This window comes from Burkholderia sp. Ac-20349, assembly GCF_017104865.1.
Taxonomy (GTDB): Bacteria; Pseudomonadota; Gammaproteobacteria; order Burkholderiales; family Burkholderiaceae; genus Burkholderia; species Burkholderia aenigmatica.
Genome location: NZ_JAAGPM010000031.1, coordinates 1 through 18,715, shown reverse-complemented (window position 1 = coordinate 18,715; position 18,715 = coordinate 1). Strand labels below are relative to the sequence as shown.

Here is an 18,715-nt window from a genome sequence, read left to right as displayed (position 1 = left end):
GACGAAATCGTCCCGGTGCGGGCCACGCAGGCCGTCGCATCCGGTGACACAGAACAGTACGGATTCACGCTTGAAACACGAACGCATCGATTATCGCACGGGCATCCTGTCGTCCCCCGCGGAGGTGCCGGCCGACGAATGGAACGCGCTGCTCGCCCGCGACGCGCAGCCGACGCCCTTCCTGCGCCACGAATTCCTCGACGCGCTGCACGTCGCGCGCTGCGCAGTCGACGATACCGGCTGGTCGCCGCACTTCGTCACGCTGACCGACGAGCGCACCGGCCGCCTCGCGGCCGCCGCACCCGTCTACGCGAAGCAGCATTCGTACGGCGAATACGTGTTCGACTGGGCCTGGGCCGACGCGTACCAGCGCAACGACCTGCCCTACTACCCGAAGCTGCTGTGCGCGGTGCCGTTCACACCCGTGCAGGGCACGCGCCTGCTCGCGGCCGACGACGACGCGCGCCGCCGGCTCGCGGCCACGCTGCTCGCGTTCGCCGAGCAGAGCGACGTGTCGTCGCTGCACGTGCTGTTCCCGACCGGCGACGAAGCGGCACTGCTCGAATCGATGGGGATGATGCTGCGTGAAGGCGTGCAGTTCCACTGGATCAACGACGGCTACCGTCACTTCGACGATTTCCTCGGCACGCTCGAGCAGAAGAAGCGCAAGAACATCCGCGCGGAGCGGCGCAAGGTGCACGACGCGGGCGTGACGTTCCGGCGGCTCACCGGCGACCAGATCACCGACGCCGACTGGCGTTTCTTCTCGCGCTGCTACCGGCAAACCTATCGCGAACACTATTCGAGCCCGTACCTGAACCTCGACTTCTTCCGCACGATCGGCGCGACGATGCCCGAGAACCTGCTGCTCGTGATCGCGGAAGCCGGCGGCCAGCCGATCGCGAGTGCGCTCGCCGTCTACCGGCGCGGCGAACACGGCGGCGGCACGCTGTACGGCCGCTACTGGGGTGCGGTCGAACACGTGCCGTGCCTGCATTTCGAAACGGCCTATTACCAGTTGCTCGAATTCTGCATCGAGGCCGGGCTCGACACGTTCGAAGGCGGCGCGCAGGGCGAACACAAGCTCGCGCGCGGCTTCCTGCCGACCGTCACGCACTCTGCGCACTGGCTCGCGCACCCGGCGTTCTCGGACGCCGTCGCGCGCTTTCTCGAACGCGAGACCGATCATATCCACGCATACGTCGACGAATTGCGCGAACACGATCCGTTCCGGCGCGGCACCGCGTAGCGTCATTACGCCCACCGGCCTGCGGCGAGACCACGACCGGCCTCGCCGCAAGCCATACGGCCGCGTCAGGTTCAGTGCGCGGCGAGCGTCACCGTCTGCGACAACGCCTGCGGATCGCGCGACGAAGCCGCCACCGACAGCCCGTAGCTGCCCGCCGCGATCCGCCACGCATGCTCATTCGCATCCCAGACCGCGAAGCGCTGCGCCGGCACCGCGACGCTGACGGTACGCGCCTCGCCCGGCTGCAGCGCAACCTTGGTCCAGCCGACGAGCCGCTTCGGCGGCTCGCCGAGCGACGCGGGCAGCGCCGCGTAGATCTGCACCGTCTGCGCCCCGGCTCGCGCGCCGGTATTCTTCACCGTCACGCCGACCGTCACGTTGCCCGCTGCATCGGCCTGCGCGGACATCGCCGACAAACCATACGTCGTGTACGACAGCCCGTAGCCGAACGGGAACAACGGTTCGATCGCCTTCGCGTCGAACCAGCGATAGCCATACGCGAGCCCTTCCGCATAGACGGTCTGCGTGCGCGCCGGATCGATCGTCGCCTGCGGCAGGTCGGCCTCCTGCTTCGGGAACGTCAGCGGCAGCCGGCCCGACGGGTTCGCGTCGCCGAACAGCAGGTCGGCGATCGCCTGACCGCCCTGCGCGCCCGGATACCACGCTTCGAGCACGCCATGCACGTTCGCGAGCCACGGCATCAGCACGGGGCTGCCGTTCTCGAGCACGACGATCACGCGCTTCGCCTTCGCCGCGACCGCGGCAATCAGCGCGTTCTGGTCGTATTGCTGGTTGTACGGATCGGCCTTCGCATCGGGCAGCGACAGGCTCGCGAGGTCGAGCCCTTCCGTCTGCCACTGCGTCGCGAACACGATTGCGACATCGGCCTGCGCGGCCGCGCTCGCCGCAGCATTCGCGTCGGTCCCGTCGAGATAGCTGACCGACGCGTTCGGCGCCTTCGCGCGAATCGCCGCGAGCGGCGCGGACTTGTACCAGGTCGCACAGCCGCCGAACAGCATGTCGGCCGGTTGCTGGCAGGACGTCACCGCATTGCCGTCGATCGCCGGCACCGCGCCCGAGCCGCCGCCCGACAGCACGCCCGCGTCCGCATGCCCGCCGATCACGACGACCGACTTCAGCGCGCCGGCCGCCAGCGGCAGCACCGGCTGCACATCGCCCGGCGCGGCCGCGTTCTTCAGCAGTACCGCGGATTGCCGCGCGATCGCGAGCGCATCGGCGTTGCCGGCCGCTTCGTCGATCGCGCCGCCCGGTTTCGGCGGCGCGTCCATCACGCCGATGCGGATCAGCGTGCGCAGCTTGCGCTGCACCATGTCGTTCAGCCGCGCGGCCGACACGCTGCCGGCCTGCAGCGCGGCACGCAACTTCGTGTTGAAGAACGAGCCGAGCGGCGCGTTGTTGTCGTCCGCCGCGCCCGGCTCCTCCTCGTCGAGCCCCGCCTGCACGGCCGCGACCGTCGAATGCGTCGCGCCCCAGTCCGACTGCACGACGCCTTTGAAGCCCCATTCGTTCTTCAGCACCGTGGTCAGCAGATACGGGTTCTCGCACGCATACACGCCGTTCAGCTTGTTGTACGAGCACATCACGTTGCCCGGCTGACCGTCCTTCACGCCGATCTCGAACGCGAGCAGTTCGGCCTCGCGCATGGTTCGCTCGTCGACGACCGAATCGATCGTCATCCGGTTGGTTTCCTGGTCGTTGAACGCGAAATGCTTGATCGTCGCGATCACCTTCTGCGCCTGCGTCGCCTGCGTGCGCGCGACGCTCAGCGTGCCTGCCAGCACCGGATCCTCGCCCATGTATTCGAACGTGCGGCCGTTGCGCGGCTCGCGCGCGAGATTCACGCCGCCGCCGAGCCCTTCCGCGAAGCCGAGCGCGCGCAACTCGAGCGCGATGCGCGTGCCGTAGGTGCCGGCCAGCGCCGGGTCCCACGTCGCGGCGAGCGCGACCGGCGCGGGCAGCGCGGTCACGCGCGCGTTCTTCACGTTCACGCCGCCTGCCGAATCAGCGCTGCTGACGGCCGGAATGCCGAGCCGCGGCACGCCCGGGATGTAGCTCGCGCCGTTCAGCGCGTCGGCCGGGAACGGGCCGCCCATGTCGAGCGCGGGCATGCCCGTGCCGTGTACGAGCTGCAGTTTCTCGTCGGTCGTCAGTTGCGCGACGAGCGCGGCCGCGCGCTGGTCGGCCGTGGCATCGGGGTCGGCCGGCGCGGCCGGGCTTGCGTGAATGTCGTCGCCGCCGCACGACGCGAGCAGCACCGTGAGCGCGCACGCGGACGCAATCGTCGAACACCGGAACAGCGAAGTTTTCATTGATCCTCCTGAATCGATCTGTTGTACTTGTCGCCAAACTCCAGCGTCCGAGTCTAAAAATCGACCGGTCACCATGCTTGACCGGCAGGAGCATGCGTTGACCTCTCGCAGCGGGGACAAACCCGAACGGCATGACGACAGGGAGACAGACATGGAGTTGCGACAGAAATCGGTATCCGTCCGGATCTACCGCTGGCTGTGCGAAGACGCGCGCGCGAACGGCATCGATCTCGCGCCGCTTTACGAGACGCTCGGCATCGGCCCGGCCGAGTTGGCGGACGACACGCGACGCGTCGCGGGCGACCGGCACGTCGCCGCGATGCAGCTGACGAGCGAATGGCCGCTGTCGTGGCATCGCCCGCCGCCGCAGGCCGTGCCGTGGCTCGTGCCGTTTCCGGAACTCGCGGGCGTCACGTGCAACGCGGCGACGCTGCGCGACGCGCTGCACGGCTACCTGCACTATCGCGAGCTGATCGGCAACGTCGACTGGGTCTTCGCGCACGACAACGGCGACGCGATCGCACTCGAGTACGTGAACGAAGGGGACGGTCGGCACGCGGGCAGCGCGTTCGCCAACCTCGCGATCCTTGCGGCGCTCGCGCGCCTGTACGATCCGCACGTGTACATCGACGACGCCGCATTCGCCGGCCGCGCGTTCGCACCCGCCGCCGCGTTGCGCGACATGCTCGGCGCGCCGGTGTCGTTCGACGCCGCGCACAACCGCCTCGTGCTGCGCTCCACGCGCTTCGACACGCCGTTCGAGCGCTACAACGCGCCGCTCGCCGGCATCCAGCGTCACGCGGCCGACACCGCACGCGAGCGCGTGCGCGCCCGCTCGACGTTCGGCTCGTCGGTCGAGCAATGCGTACGCGACTGGCTGCGCACGTCCGACGAAGTCGACGTGCCGGCCGACACGCTGATGGAGCACGTGTGCACGCGCTTCGCGATGTCGCGCTGGACGCTGCGCCGGCGGCTGCATCGCGAAGCGGTCGGGTTTCACGCGCTCGTCGCACAGGCACGGCTCGGTGAAGCGCGCGACCTGCTGCTGAACACGCAACTGCCGATCGGCGAGATCGGCGTGCGGGTCGGCTTCCGCTCGACGAGCGCGTTCACGCGCTTCTTCACGCGCGAACTCGGCGCGGCGCCGAGCCGCTTCCGTGACGGACACAGCGATCGGTGGCGTTGACGGGCAATTTTTCTGAGACACTGGCGGCTTCGCATCCCGCCGCCCTCCCATGTCCTGGTTTCTGTATCTGATCGAATGCGCCGACGACAGCGTCTACACGGGCATCACGACCGACGTCGCCGCGCGCTTCGACGAGCACGCATCCGGCAAGGGTGCGCGCTACACGCGCTCGCGCAAGCCGCGTGCGGTGCTCGCGTCGTTTCCGCTGCCCGACCGGTCGAGCGCGTCGCGCGCCGAATACTGGGTGAAGCGGCTCACGGCTGCGCAGAAGCGGGAACTGGCCGCCGGTGTGCGAACGCTGGAGTCGGTGCTGCCTGCCGTGGTGGCCGTCGATACGAGTGGTGATGCGGCCGGGTTGAAGAAGGTCGGTGCGCGCGGGCGGAAGAAGGCGAAGGCGGAGAACGTCGAGCGCGCGGCGAAGACGGATAAAAGCACCGGAAAGGCCGGGAAAGCCGGGAAAGCCGGGAAAGCCGGGAAAGCCGGGAAAGCCGGGAAGGTAGACGAGTCCGGAAAGACCGCCAAGACCCGGCAGGCCGCGAAGCCGCCCAAGGCAACAAAAGCCACACCGGTCACGAAGCGCACGAAGCCGGACAGCGATGCGGTCGCAAGAAAGACTGCATCGCGCGACACCCCGGTAAAAAAGGACAAGCCGGCCGTGCCCGCTTCGTCGAAAGGAAAAACATCGGCAGCCAGCCGCAAACCCGCCACGAACGGACGCGAAGGCGCCGCGCCCGTACCGGCCCGCCGCCGCCCGTCTGCCTCGAAAGCAACCAAAGCCGCCGAAACCACTGCGGCCTCCGTTGCCCCTCGCCGCACGAAGCGCACGAAGGACGCGCCGTCCACCGCCACGTCGCCAGCGTCCGTGCCCACCGCCGCGCGCAAACGCCCGCCGCGCACAAAACAAAACCGCGCGGCCTCCTGAGGAGACACGCGCGGTTTGCGTTTCGCACGAACCGGCCGTCGGCCGGTACGCCGCTTACTTCTTGTAGTTCGCTGCGCCGTCGGTGATTTCCTTGTGCGCGGCTTCGATGCCGGCCCAGCCTTCGACCTTCACCCACTTGCCCTTCTCGAGCGCCTTGTATTGCTCGAAGAAGTGCTTGATCTGGTCCTTCAGGTACTCGGGCACGTCGTCGATCGACTTCAGGTTTGCCGTCATCGGGCAGACCTTGTCGTGCGGCACCGCGACCAGCTTCGCATCCACGCCCGACTCGTCGGTCATCTGCAGCATGCCGAGCACGCGCGAACGCACGATCGAGCCGGCCAGCAGCGGGAACGGCGTGATCACCAGCACGTCGACCGGATCGCCATCGCCCGACAGCGTCTGCGGGATGTAGCCGTAGTTCACCGGATAGCGCATGCCCGTACCGATGAAGCGGTCGACGACGAGAAGGCCCAGTTCCTTGTCCGCCTCGTACTTCACCGGATCGCTTTGCGCCGGAATCTCGATGATCACGTTGAAATCTTGCGGCAGGTCCTTGCCGGCCGGAACATGATTGAAGCTCATGAGCACTCTCTGTAGGTCGATGGGAATTCGGGACAGGGCGCCGCGGCCGATGCATCGCCGCAGGCGTCCCGCAAAGGAATGCGCCATTATAGCCAATCGACCGGTGGCGTCCGAATGACGATCGGCCGATAATCGTTCCGGATGCCCGGCCGTCGAACCACTGGCCGCGTTATGTGGAATCGGCGTCGGCGCTGATGCGCCGTCGCCGGGTGACCGTGAAGTTTTGGGGCTTGAGTACGTGCTGAAGCGCTGACTCGGGGCTACCGTGAAGCATGGGACCCGAGTAAGTGCTGAAGCGCTAACTCGAGTCGACCGCGAAGCATGGGACCCGAGTAAGCGCTGAAGCGCCAACTCGGGTCGACCGCGAAGCATGGGACCTGAGTAAGCGCTGAAGCGCGAACTCGGGCCGACCGCGAAGCATGGGACCCGAGTAAGCGCTAAAGCGCTAACTCGAGTCGACCGCGAAGCATGGGACCCGAGTAAGCGCTGAAGCGCTAACTCGGGTCGACAGGAGCTGGCATGGAAGAGGCGAAGCACTTCATCGCGGGCGAATGGACGTTGCCCGCACAACTGGAAACCATCGCGGTCGTCGATCCATCCGACGGCCAGCCATTCGCGTCGATCGCCCGCGGCACGGCGCCCGACATCGAGCGTGCGGTCGCCGCAGCCCGCGACGCATTCGCGGGCCCGTGGGGTGCCGCCAGCGCCGCCGAGCGCGGCCGCGTGCTGATGCGACTGTCGGCGCGCGTGGCTAATTCCCTCGAGGAACTCGCCGCGATCGAGGCGCGCGACACCGGCAAGCCGCTGAAACAGGCTCGCGCCGACGCAGCCGCGCTCGCGCGCTACTTCGAGTTCTACGCGGGCGCCGCCGACAAGCTGCACGGCGAAACCCTCCCCTATCAAGCGGGCTACACCGTGCTGACGGTGCGCGAGCCGCACGGCGTCACGGGCCACATCGTGCCGTGGAACTACCCGATGCAGATCTTCGGGCGCAGCGTCGGCGCTGCGCTCGCGGCCGGTAACGCCTGCGTCGTCAAGCCGGCCGAGGATGCGTGCCTGTCGTTGCTGCGCGTCGCCGAGCTGGCCGCCGAGGCCGGGCTGCCGGCCGGCGCGCTCAACATCGTCACCGGCTACGGCCATGAAGCGGGCGCCGCGCTCGCTCGTCATCCCGGCATCGACCACATCTCGTTCACGGGTTCGCCGGCCACCGGCAAGCTGGTCACGCAGATGGCGGCCGAGAACCACGTGCCCGTCACGCTCGAACTCGGCGGCAAGTCGCCGCAGATCGTGTTCGCCGACGCCGACCTCGAAGCGGCGCTGCCCGTGCTCGTGTCGGCAATCGTGCAGAACGGCGGGCAGACCTGCTCGGCCGGCAGCCGCGTGCTGATCGAGCGCGCGGTGTACGAGCCGCTCGTCGAGCGGCTCGCCACCGCATTCAACGGGCTGCGCGTCGGCCCGAGCCGCGCCGATCTCGACTGCGGCCCGCTGATCAACGCGAAACAGCAGCAGCGCGTATGGGATTTCCTGTCCGACGCGCAGCACGACGGCATTCCGATGGCCGCGCACGGGCAGGTCGTCGCCGACGCGCCCGAAAGCGGCTTCTACCAGGCGCCCGCGCTGTTGCGCGACGTGCCGCCGTCGCACCGGCTCGCGCAGGAGGAAGTGTTCGGCCCCGTGCTCGCCGCGATGCGTTTCGTCGACGAAGACGAAGCCGTCGCGCTCGCGAACGGCACGCCGTACGGCCTCGTCGCGGGCATCTGGACGCGCGACGGCGCGCGCCAGATGCGTCTTGCGCGACGACTGCGCGCAGGCCAGGTGTTCATCAACAACTATGGCGCGGGCGGCGGCGTCGAGCTGCCGTTCGGCGGCGTCGGCCACTCGGGGCATGGCCGCGAGAAGGGCTTCGAGGCACTGTACGGCTTCACCGCGCTGAAGACGATCGCGATCCGGCACGGCTGAACGCGCGGAAAACGGCAAGCGGCACGCGGCCGGCAGCGCCCGGCCGCATGCCGAAGCACGACGACACTCATATCCAGCAGAGGAGACACACCATGCGGTTGAGCGGCAAGACGGCAATCGTCACGGGCGGCGGCTCGGGGTTCGGCGAAGGCATCGCGAAGACGTATGCGCGCGAAGGCGCGAACGTCGTCGTCAACGACCTGAACGGCGCGGCAGCCGAGCGCGTCGCGAGCGAGATCGCGCTCGCGGGCGGCAAGGCGATCGCGGTGGCTGGCGACGTATCGAAAGAGGACGACTGGCATGCGCTGCTGCAGGCCGCGCTCGACGATTTCCATACGGTGCAGATCGTCGTGAACAACGCGGGCACCACGCACCGCAACAAGCCGGTGCTCGACGTGACGGAAGCCGAATTCGACCGCGTGTACGCGGTCAACATGAAGAGCCTGTTCTGGTGCGTGCAAACCTTCGTGCCGTACTTCCGCGAACAGGGCGGCGGCGTGTTCGTGAACGTCGCATCGACGGCCGGCGTGCGGCCGCGGCCGGGCCTCGTCTGGTACAACAGCACGAAAGGCGCGATGATCACCGCGAGCAAGTCGCTCGCAGCCGAGCTCGGTGCCGACCGCATCCGCGTGAACTGCATCAACCCCGTGCTCGGCGAGACGGCGTTGATGACCGAATTCATGGGCTGCGAGGATACCCCCGAGAACCGCAGCCGCTTCCTCGCGACGATCCCGCTCGGCCGCTTCTCGACGCCGCAGGACATCGCGAACGCGGCGCTTTACCTCGCATCCGACGAAGCTGAATTCATCACGGGCGTCTGCCTCGAAGTCGACGGCGGGCGCTGCATCTAGCCACACCGTGCTGTTCGCGCGCCGTGCCGGGTTTCACCGGCCGGCACGACATCCACGCATTGCTTCGCACGAAACCGGGCCTGGCGCCGATACGCCTGCCCCGGTCAATTACAAGGACAGGAGACAACATGGCAATATCGACGCAGTCGCTGCCGGGTTCGTCCGGCGCATTCGAGGAAGCAACCTACCGCAAGGTGTCGTGGCGGCTCGTGCCGCTCCTGCTGCTGTGCTACGTGGTCGCGTATCTCGACCGCGTGAACGTCGGCTTCGCGAAGCTGCAGATGGCGAGCGACCTGAACCTGAGCGACACCGTCTACGGGCTCGGCGCCGGGATCTTCTTCTTCGGCTATTTCCTGTTCGAAGTGCCGAGCAACATCATCCTGCACAAGGTCGGCGCGCGCGTGTGGATCGCGCGGATCATGGCGACGTGGGGCGTGATCTCGATCCTGACGATGTTCGTCACGACGCCCACGATGTTCTACGTGATGCGCTTCCTGCTCGGCGTCGCCGAAGCGGGCTTCTTCCCCGGCGTGATCCTCTACCTCACCTACTGGTATCCCGCGCACCGGCGCGGCCGGATGACGACATTCTTCATGACGGCCGTCGCACTGTCCGGCGTGATCGGCGGGCCGCTCTCGGGCTTCATCCTGAAGGCGTTCGACGGCATGAGCGGCTGGCACGGCTGGCAATGGCTGTTCCTGCTCGAGGGGATCCCGTCGGTGCTGGTCGGCGTGATCGTGTTCCTCAAGCTGGACGAGCGGATCGCGAAGGCGAACTGGCTGACCGACGACGAAAAGGCGCTGCTCACGCGCAACGTCGATGCGGAAGAAGCGACCAAGGAAGACCTGCCGCTCGGCGCCGTGATGTCGAGCCCGCGCGTGTGGCTGATGGCGCTGATCTACTTCTCGTTCGTGATGGGACTCTACGGCGTCGGCTTCTGGCTGCCGACGATCATCAAGGCCACCGGCGTAACCGACACGTTCATGATCGGCCTGCTGTCGGCGATTCCGTATGCAGCGGCGGTAGTCGCGATGATCCTGATCGCACGTAGCGCAGACAAGCACCGCGAACGCCGCTGGCACGTCGCGATTCCGGCCGCGATCGGCGCGCTCGGGCTCGTGCTGTCGGTGATCTGGGCGCACCAGACCGCGCTCGCGATGCTCGGCCTCACGCTCGCGACGATCGGCATCCTGACGACGCTGCCGCTGTTCTGGAGCCTGCCGACCGCGTTCCTCGGCGGCACGGCAGCCGCGGCCGGCATCGCGATGATCAACTCGATCGGCAACCTCGCCGGCTTCCTCAGCCCGTACATGATGGGCTGGCTCAAGCAGGCAACCGGGGCCAACGATTCGGGCATGTACATGCTCGCCGGGTTCCTCGTGCTCGGCGGGCTGCTGGCGCTGTCGGTGCCGAAGCGGCTGGTCGACAAATGACGCAGGGCGCACGGGCGCCCGCCGGTTGATGACCGGCACCTGAAACGCCCCGCTGGCCGGAACCGCTCCGGTCGGCGGGGCGTTTCTGCTTCCACGCACGCCGCCCGGACGATGCGGTTCGGTGACTCGCCAATAGTGATGCACCTCTCTCAAAATATTCCCTATTACTCCATTCATCATGGAACAATGAGGAACATTCTGAACACCGCTAGCCGATCATGTTCCGTACCGTCGAAGAGTCCGCCGCACACCTGCGCCTCCACCCGAAGACCGTCCTGCGCTTCATCCGCGAGGGCAAGCTGCACGCCACGCGGGTCGGCCGTGCATACCGCATCCTCGACACCGACCTCGCCGCGTTCGCGCAAACGAAGCCGGCCGCGCCCGTGCCGCGTGCGGTGCGCGTCACCAGCATCGTCGACGTTCCGGACGCGTCGCAATCGCTGCACCAGTACCTGTCGCGATCGCTGCAAGCGATGGCGTCCGGCCGCACGTCGTACGTCGACCCGGTGCGAATCGACGTCACGTTCGATCCCGCCGCGAGCCTGGTCAAGATCATCGTCGCCGCGACGCCGGCCGACACGGCCGCGCTGATGTCGTCGCTCGACGCTTTGCTGCAGCAAAGCGGGACATGAGCGCAATCTTCAGGTCGCCCCGCCACGCCCGCGCGATTCGCGCGGCTTACGAAGCGGCGCTGTCGCACTGGCCGGCCGGGCATCGGCGCGTCACGGTGCAGACGCGCCATGGCGCAACGCACATGATCGCCTGCGGCCCCGAGCACGCGCCGCCGGTCGTGCTGATCCACGGCGCGCAGACGACGGCGGCAAGCTGGCAGCACTTCGCGGCCGAATGGTCGACGCACTTCCGGCTCTACGCGATCGACGTGATCGGTGAAGCAGGACCCAGCGCCCCGTCGCGACCATCGCTCGCGAGCGACGCGTACGCGCAATGGCTCGACGACGTGCTCGACGCCCTGGGCGTGTCGCGCGCCGCGTTCGTCGGCATCTCGCTGGGTGCGCGAACCGCGCTCGATTTCGCGTTGCGCCGGCCGGCGCGCGTCACGCGGCTTGCACTGCTCTGTCCGTCCGGCATCGGCAGGCAGAAGCCGTTTCTGTGGTGGGCGTTGCCGCTGTTGCTGTTCGGCGATGCCGGACGCGCGTGCGTACGACGGCGCGTGCTCGGCCGTCTGCCGCCCGCGTCGACGCCGGCCGAGCGCGACGCATTCGCGCTCATGCGTGCCGTGGATCGCGGCCTTCGGCCGCGCCTCGAAACGATCCCGGTGTTCAGCGACGGCGCGCTGCGCACGCTGTCCCCGCCGATGCTGGCGATCGTCGGCGGTCGCGACGTCATGCTCGATTCGCGCGATACGTGCGATCGCCTGATGCGTCTCGTGCCGCACGCGCAGGTCAGGTTTCTACCCGATCAACACCACTTCATCCGCGGGCAGCGCGACACCGTGCTCGCATTTCTCATGTCGACGGAGCCAACCCGCATGCACCACCGAATCGTCCAGGCAGCCGGCCATCGCGTGCTGGTCCGCGATCCTGCCGCCAGCCTCGTCCAGCGCGAAAGCGATGCGCTCGACCTCGTCGCGCTCGCGCACGAGCATGAAGCCGACTGGATCGCGCTCCCCGCCGACGCGCTGCACGACGATTTCTACCGGCTCGACAGCGGGCTGGCGGGCGCGGTGCTGCAGAAGCTCGTCAACTACGGCGTCCGGCTCGGTGTGGTCGGTGATATCGACCGCTGGCTCGCGCGCAGCGAAGCGCTTCGCGCGCTCGTTCGCGAGTCCAATCGCGGTGCATCGGTGTGGTTCGTCGCGAACGAGGACGACCTGCTGCGCAAGCTCGGTGCATAGCGCGGCCCGCAACGAACAACAACATGCTCGAAGGCTGAATGGCGTTCGGGGCAGATTGCGCGGCGCTGCGGGCTGCTGGCGCCATCGGCGCTAACACGGCCGGTCGACAAGTAAGGCATAGGCGTGAACACGGGCTGGCTCACAGCCCGTGTTCACGCCCACTCGCGCGACAACCGAGACGAATCGTACAGAATCCCCTGACGGTCAGCATTCTTCCACCGCCGGCCCCTACTTTCGATCGTCGCATCAATCAGAAAGATTTCGACGCGTACCATTCGAGTTGCCTTTTCATCGCCGCTTGGATGCAGTCCGCGTCACTTCCGCAGCGATTCCGCTCACCAAGCCAAGCGCTCTGCTGTCGCCGAATTTCGACTACATCGGCTGGATTCTGCCGCGCTTCACGCAATGCCTGTCGATAAGAAAAATCAACGCTCTTGTCCAAACCCGCCAGGTCAAACGATCCGCAAATGACTCGCTCCGTTAGGAGCACCGCCTTTGCGCAAGCGAAAGTAGGTACTGGCTCCTCTTGCGGTTCTATCTTCTTGAGCACCAGAATTGTCTCATCGTACCAGCGCAACATCACACGGTTCCCGCTCATGATAAGCAGCCACGATCCGTAGCCACCTGAGTCTCCCTCATCGTAGACAGCACCAAGTGCGGCATTCCAACGCTCTTGTCCACAAAGCACACGTATCACTTCTATTTCTCGATTTCCAGGCAAACCTAGCCCAAAATCTTTTGACGGCGACCTCGAAGAACCTTCCCCGTAGCCACCGAGATTCATACTCAGGAAGTCGTCAAGATGGACGCGCTCGGCAGAAGTAGTCGGCGCTGCGCACCTCCCTTGTTCCGGCGAATTATGGGAAATTTCTGCATTATTGAAGGTGAAAATCCGCCACCGAAGCCTCGGATCATTCCATCCATAATGCATCGTACGTCCAGATGCCGTATCGACATGAACTTCAATCACCTTCCATTTCCCAACCAAAGCAAGAGGGAGACCCGCTGCGCTGGCCACAGGAATCAATAAAGCAGTAAAAATTACAATAAGCAATTTATACAAACCCCACCTCACATCAACAATCCGACGCACCAACCCAGAAATAAATTTCCGAGAAATTTCAAAAAAATCAACCGTCATCCCAACAAGTATAAGACCACTTACCCTAGCGCATCGAACCAGCTTCCAACATTGGAATCTGGCGACTAACCTTCACAACACTCCCACCGCGATCGACATAGTAAACGATGAATCCATGATCATTAACAACAACCCTCTTAATCGATGCAAAGGCCTCTACCCCCTTAGGCAAATTCAAATTAATCTCCCCAACGATGCGGGATTTCTTTGAAAAAATAGAATACATAGGAAGTGGATTCCTCTTGCTGAGCAGAACCACTCCTCGACTCACATCGTACGCCTCAACGAAAGGGAACGGCCCACCCAGCCCATTTCGCTCGCTATAAAAATAGGTTGCCGAACATTGCGTTCCACATGAAAACACTATAACAAATACTCCCGAATCAAAAGATACGATGTTCGGCCTACCTGGGAAATTTAATATTTTCCTCTCATCACCGCCTCGAAACATATAAATTCCGCAATCCATACGATCACTTGCATTTCGACATCTAACCTTGATTTTAGTGGAGCTTCCGCTGAACGCGATCACCTCATCTCCAACATCAGAAAGCGCACTACCAAAACAAAAAACAAAAACAAGACAACCAAGCACAATATAGCCAAAAATCCTCATCATCACCCTATACACTCACAAGGGACGTCAAATAATAGAGGCCCCGCGACATCCCATCTTGATTACCACACACAACAACAAACCCTCGTCAATGTTAATACAATTTCAAGTGGCCGGACTCCTCAAAAAATCCACACAAAACTCACAATAATCACCGATCGCGCTCAATCTATTTCATCAAAGAATCCAGATACGCCGAACGCTCCTTCAATTTTCGGGCAAAGCAATTATTTTTCGTCGTTTCATACGCCTGTGTCCCCGACTCAATTTCAGCAGCCTCCACACGGCAGTCTTTATCCATCAGCCTCCCCCACAGTCTTTGCGATTCAATAACAACCTCAGAATATTCAATACCGATCGATACTTCGTTGACGTATTGCTTTTTTATTCGTTTCAGAAGACTATTTTTGGAAAGCAAAACCTCTCGTTCCATTGCCTGCCTTGTCAGCCGCGAGCACTCGAAAATTTCCTGACTAGTATATGTGCACATGCAATCCGGCTCGACCGCCCACCCCTCCTCATAAAATATAAGAAACACACATATCATCACAACAACGTATAAATTTATCCCGTGCATAGCAGTCAACGATTTTCCCTCAAATACCGTGCCCGCCGCCGACCCGGCTCATACTGATTAATAGCAGGAGTATTTTCGATATATTTAATCAACTCATCGATATTATTCCCCATACCTGCCTCCATCGGTTTAGGGCCCATCGTAAAACCCTGATAGACGAAGTCAACCAAGACATCTCTTATCAAGGGATGGAGCTGCCCCCAAGCAACCTTTCCAGATGCCCCAGCTGTCCAGCGATCATAATTCGCGACCGCCCTAGCCACATACTCCGGGTAGATCAAATTAAACAATTGAATTTGCTGATCCCAAGATATTTTCCCGATATCGCTCTTATTAGACGCGACGAAATCTCGAGCCTTTGCCCCCCTCAGCCCCGCAGCCTTCGATATTTTATTTACCTTTTCCTCCAGCAAGCCCACCGATATCAAATGAGAAGATATTTCTCGCCCGTCACGACTCCCCATATCGTAACCTCTGCCAAGAGTCACCCCAGATAGAGCGTTACCCGGCCAGTGCACAACTCTACTAAAATATAGAGACTCCTCAATGTCATTGCCTTCCGCATCAAATGTCAGTTGCCCCGCCTTAATCTCCGGAGAGGGATAGAATAAATTCCCCACAAATCCAATCGGATGAAAATGAAAAACAAGAGAATCCGAAGGGAGCGAGTTTATTTTTCCAACCACATCATCCCACCACATTAATCGCTCAATACGCGCCTTCTCTGCTTCCCATACGCTCTTCGATTCCGGCGGTATCAGCGAATCGTATGCATCCCATGCTTTCCTGTCGGCTTTCCATTCACAGGGATAGCGCAGAATGACGCGCGACAGTTGGCGGCTGGTATCGCGATCACGCTGCGCCGCTTTCAACTCCGCCAACGTCAGTTGTCCGTCGTGGTTGGCATCGAGCATCGCAAGCACTTCGCGCAGCGGAGCGTCAAGATCCGCATCCTTCAATCCCATCTGCCCGCGTTGAAATGCCTCCATTTGCCTGTAGTCGGCAAAGTAGCTGCCGTATGCCGCCGTGGTCGGCTCGGTCTCAATCAGGGAGAAATCCACCCACTCATGCGGAGAATGCAGAGAAATGCCGGTGTGTCCAACCTCACCGACCCATCCGATGGCAGTAGTGCTGCCACTAGTCAACTGCACTTGCCACCACGTATGGCCAGCATCATCCAGAGCAAAGATCTTCGGTAATTCAGCAGGATTTTGTTGGTCGGGGCGCGCTTGTTCCAACGCGAGCCGCGAAAAGTGGTGAGGGAGTGAGCCGGTCTTGGAACCCGTTGCGGCGAAGGTCAACGGAAAGCCCACCCAACCTTGCGCCAGGTCGGCAGTCAGCAACTTGCCTGACTTCATACCAACCAGCGAAGCATATGTGCCTTTTGCAATCCAGACCGACGCTTGACCAGTGGCTTCGGCCATCACGCCGCGGAAACGCGTCGCCCCGGATTTGCCAACTGTCCCCTGTCTAGGCACACGAATAATGTCTGCCGCAGTGTAGGCGGCACCATCGCCGTGACGGAATAGATCAGTTTCCCGCGCCCCTTTAGGTAGTTTGCTGGTGCGTTCGATCCATTGCACCGTACCCGTCGGTTTCACTTTGATATACAAAGCATCTGCGTGCGGATTTCCATCCAATGTGACGATTGTGTTGACCGGTAGCAAGCCAGCTTGTAGTGGCGCCAGCACAGCGTTGTGTAGTTGTGTACCCGGCGCAACTCTCAGCAGGGTTTTCTGCTCGAGCCTGGCCTGTACCGCCGCGGCGCGACTCTTATCCAGAAAGGAGCGCAGTTCCGGACCGGCGATGATCTCGTGATGCATCAGCTTGCGGGATTGCCCCGGGTCTTGGACCCGACGGTATTCACCCATATGACCCAGCAGTTCTCCAGCTTTGACTCCCGGCGGGCTGTCAGGTGTAACCACGACGTCGAAATCGTCAGGTGCCTGGCCTTGCGCCTGGAGCCCACTGGCCGCAACCCATCCGCTATGCGCGATGGCCGGTACCTCCGTCTGCGCGGTTGAGATAGGCACGATCGCTTTTTCGATGACGCGTTTGATCCTGACCCACTGCCTGGTCTTGTCGGTCTCGAGCACGGTAATACGTGCCCCGTGTGGAAGGATGCCGAGCGCTGGTGAACTTTTGGCAGCCGAAGGTTTCTCGCGCACACTCAGACCAATGACAGGCTGATCGGTAGTGCCTTTCGCAACGACCTGCTGCTCCTTGGCGGCTTCCTTGACTCGATAGACCTTGGCCCGCCAGTAGCCTGGCCGCTTGACCGCGGTACCCAAGCGCTCGTAATCGTTGAAAGCACGCAGGTGCATGACCAAACAGAAGTAGGTCAGCGTGTTCCCCGCTGGATACTCCAGCGTATGCCGCGTCAGGACAAAGCCCGTACTAAAAGCAACCGATGCGGACTCGTTAGTCACCGGCCCTTTAGCCGGCCCCGGGACAGTCGGATAGTCGCGGTTGATGCGGTACGCAACGATTTCGCCCTTGGTCATGGCGCCAATACCGTCATCGAGAGACAGGACATTGGCCATCGCAGCTTCATAGTGAATACCGCCGTGCACGCCGGATGGTCCGAACACGTAGTAGCCACCAGTGGCCATACCAAGCGCGCCGTAGTAGACATCGGCGTCAACCACGTCCTTTCCAGCCTTGTCCTTGAATGGGTATTTGAATGCAGCCATGTGGTTCCGTACGCTCAGGCGTCGCCCGAGAAGGTTAGGTGAAATGCATCGTCGGGCGGATCGCCGAACGAGGACGCACTGGACAAGGAGAAAGCCTGTCCCGCGCCACTACTGTTTTGCGTCATCGGGCCTTTTATGCGAATCGCCACACCGTCGAGTTCCACTCCGTGGTCGTCCAGCGTGATGGTGCCGCCCGGGCCGCGCAGCCGGAACACGTCGCCGGCCTGTAGCTCGATGACCTTGGTTCGTGTGGTCATGGTCTGTCCGGCCTCGATGTCGATACGGCCCTGTACCTGCTGCTTCAGGTGTCCCCCAATGTCCACAGTGTGGTTGGCAGCCGTCTTGTCGCGGCGGTTATTGCCCACCTCTTCCGTGCGGTCCTTGCCCGTCGTGATCGTGTGCTTGCGACCAATGGTGAGGAAATCATCCCGCCCAATGTCGTGTCGGCAATCCCGTCCGATCGTGACCTGTTCGTCATGCCCCACCGTCTCCTTGCGGTCGTTACCGATCGCAATCGTCTCGTCGTGCTCGACCTGCTCGCTGCGGTCGTGACCGACGAACGTGGTTTCGTCGTGGTTGACGTGGATGTTCTGATCGCGCTGCGCGTGAACGTAGATTTCCTCTTGCCCGGCCTCGTCCTCGAAACGCAGCTCGTTGAACCCTTCGCCCTTGTGCGTCTGGCTCTTGATCGTCATCCGCGTCTTGTGTCGCGGCAGTTCGTACGGCGGTAGCTGCAAGCGGTTGTAGGTGCGGCCGGTGATGACCGGCTGGTCCGGATCGCCGTCGAAGAAGTCGACGATCACCTCCTGACCGATGCGCGGAATCGCCATATGTCCCCACAGCGCCCCCGCCCAGTTCTGCGCGACGCGGATCCAGCACGAGCTGTGCTCGTCGTGCCGGCCCTGACGATCCCACGGAAACTGCACCTTCACTCGGCCGTACTCGTCGGTGTAGATCTCTTCACCCTCCGGGCCCACGACCACCGCCGGCTGGGGGCCCTCGATGCGCGGGTGGGGCAGCGGCTCGGCGCGCCATTCGGCATCGTCCGGCACCAGTACCGCTTCGTACCTGTAGTACGTGCCGTGTTGTGCGTCGGCGCTTTCTTCCGCCTGGCTGGTGTGTTGCTTGCCGTGATGCACCAGGCTCACCGGACGCCAGCTCCGGTTCATGTCCTCGCGCGGGTGGCCCGTGAGTGCGAAAGCAATGCCCGGCTGCAAGCGCGCGTCGTCACCACTGACAAACGCCACGCGTGCATCGCGCCGGTGGCCGCGCAGACGATCGTGAGTGAACGCCTTGCCGCTGGCTTCGTGTTTATATCGGC

15 protein-coding genes are annotated in these 18,715 nt (G+C 63.4%); 8 read left to right on the top strand and 7 right to left on the bottom strand.

Annotation, left to right across the window (positions count from 1 at the left end):
* Window positions 1–70: 70 nt before the first annotated feature.
* Window positions 71–1,249 carry a GNAT family N-acetyltransferase gene (locus tag G3N61_RS13310; protein WP_043189752.1) on the top strand — a complete coding sequence of 393 codons (1,179 nt, stop codon included), beginning with the start codon at window positions 71–73 and terminating at the stop codon, window positions 1,247–1,249.
* 71 nt (window positions 1,250–1,320) lie between these two features.
* Here G3N61_RS13310 and G3N61_RS13305 read toward each other — a convergent pair whose 3' ends face one another.
* A complete protein-coding gene (locus G3N61_RS13305; protein ID WP_205822669.1) occupies window positions 1,321–3,579 on the bottom strand; it encodes a glycoside hydrolase family 3 C-terminal domain-containing protein in 2,259 nt (752 codons plus the stop codon).
* A gap of 151 nt (window positions 3,580–3,730) precedes the next feature.
* On the opposite strand from G3N61_RS13305, the gene G3N61_RS13300 reads away from it, so the two are divergent.
* Together G3N61_RS13300 and G3N61_RS13295 are read left to right on the top strand one after the other, a co-directional pair.
* Entirely contained in the window at window positions 3,731–4,765 is a 1,035-nt protein-coding gene (locus tag G3N61_RS13300; RefSeq protein ID WP_205822666.1) for a helix-turn-helix transcriptional regulator, read from the top strand.
* Window positions 4,766–4,814: 49 nt separating this feature from the next.
* Window positions 4,815–5,687: a GIY-YIG nuclease family protein gene (locus tag G3N61_RS13295; protein ID WP_205822665.1), complete on the top strand. Its 873-nt coding sequence runs from the start codon at window positions 4,815–4,817 to the stop codon at window positions 5,685–5,687.
* 54 nt (window positions 5,688–5,741) lie between these two features.
* On the opposite strand, the gene ppa is transcribed toward G3N61_RS13295, so the two are convergent.
* On the bottom strand, window positions 5,742–6,269 hold the full coding sequence (gene ppa, locus G3N61_RS13290; protein WP_011352863.1) for an inorganic diphosphatase: 528 nt from the start codon (window positions 6,267–6,269) through the stop codon (window positions 5,742–5,744).
* Window positions 6,270–6,788: 519 nt separating this feature from the next.
* On the opposite strand from ppa, the gene G3N61_RS13285 reads away from it, so the two are divergent.
* The 5 genes from G3N61_RS13285 to G3N61_RS13265 all read left to right on the top strand — a co-directional run bounded on the left by G3N61_RS13285 (window position 6,789) and on the right by G3N61_RS13265 (window position 12,367).
* Window positions 6,789–8,228, top strand: coding sequence for an aldehyde dehydrogenase family protein (locus G3N61_RS13285; protein WP_043189762.1), 1,440 nt, complete (start codon window positions 6,789–6,791; stop codon window positions 8,226–8,228).
* A gap of 92 nt (window positions 8,229–8,320) precedes the next feature.
* A complete protein-coding gene (locus G3N61_RS13280; RefSeq protein WP_043189764.1) occupies window positions 8,321–9,079 on the top strand; it encodes an SDR family oxidoreductase in 759 nt (252 codons plus the stop codon).
* A gap of 128 nt (window positions 9,080–9,207) precedes the next feature.
* Window positions 9,208–10,512 (top strand): MFS transporter, encoded by a 1,305-nt coding sequence (locus tag G3N61_RS13275; protein ID WP_043189766.1) that lies wholly within the window; start codon window positions 9,208–9,210, stop codon window positions 10,510–10,512.
* Window positions 10,513–10,730: 218 nt separating this feature from the next.
* Window positions 10,731–11,144 carry a helix-turn-helix domain-containing protein gene (locus tag G3N61_RS13270; RefSeq protein ID WP_089451098.1) on the top strand — a complete coding sequence of 138 codons (414 nt, stop codon included), beginning with the start codon at window positions 10,731–10,733 and terminating at the stop codon, window positions 11,142–11,144.
* Window positions 11,141–12,367, top strand: a complete 1,227-nt coding sequence (locus G3N61_RS13265; RefSeq protein WP_205822663.1) for an alpha/beta fold hydrolase — start codon at window positions 11,141–11,143, stop codon at window positions 12,365–12,367. Before G3N61_RS13270 ends, G3N61_RS13265 begins: the two co-directional genes overlap by 4 nt.
* A 250-nt stretch (window positions 12,368–12,617) precedes the next feature.
* On the opposite strand, the gene G3N61_RS13260 is transcribed toward G3N61_RS13265, so the two are convergent.
* The 5 genes from G3N61_RS13260 to tssI all read right to left on the bottom strand — a co-directional run.
* Window positions 12,618–13,508: a hypothetical protein gene (locus tag G3N61_RS13260; RefSeq protein WP_205822661.1), complete on the bottom strand. Its 891-nt coding sequence runs from the start codon at window positions 13,506–13,508 to the stop codon at window positions 12,618–12,620.
* Window positions 13,509–13,533: 25 nt separating this feature from the next.
* Window positions 13,534–14,127 carry a hypothetical protein gene (locus tag G3N61_RS13255; protein ID WP_143331026.1) on the bottom strand — a complete coding sequence of 198 codons (594 nt, stop codon included), beginning with the start codon at window positions 14,125–14,127 and terminating at the stop codon, window positions 13,534–13,536.
* A 166-nt stretch (window positions 14,128–14,293) separates the two neighbouring features.
* On the bottom strand, window positions 14,294–14,614 hold the full coding sequence (locus G3N61_RS13250; RefSeq protein WP_346778570.1) for a lysozyme inhibitor LprI family protein: 321 nt from the start codon (window positions 14,612–14,614) through the stop codon (window positions 14,294–14,296).
* 92 nt (window positions 14,615–14,706) lie between these two features.
* Entirely contained in the window at window positions 14,707–17,394 is a 2,688-nt protein-coding gene (locus tag G3N61_RS13245) for a hypothetical protein (protein ID WP_205822659.1), read from the bottom strand.
* A 14-nt stretch (window positions 17,395–17,408) separates the two neighbouring features.
* Window positions 17,409–18,715 (bottom strand): type VI secretion system tip protein TssI/VgrG (tssI, locus tag G3N61_RS13240; RefSeq protein ID WP_205822657.1); only part of this gene is annotated, 1,307 nt, incomplete at its 5' end.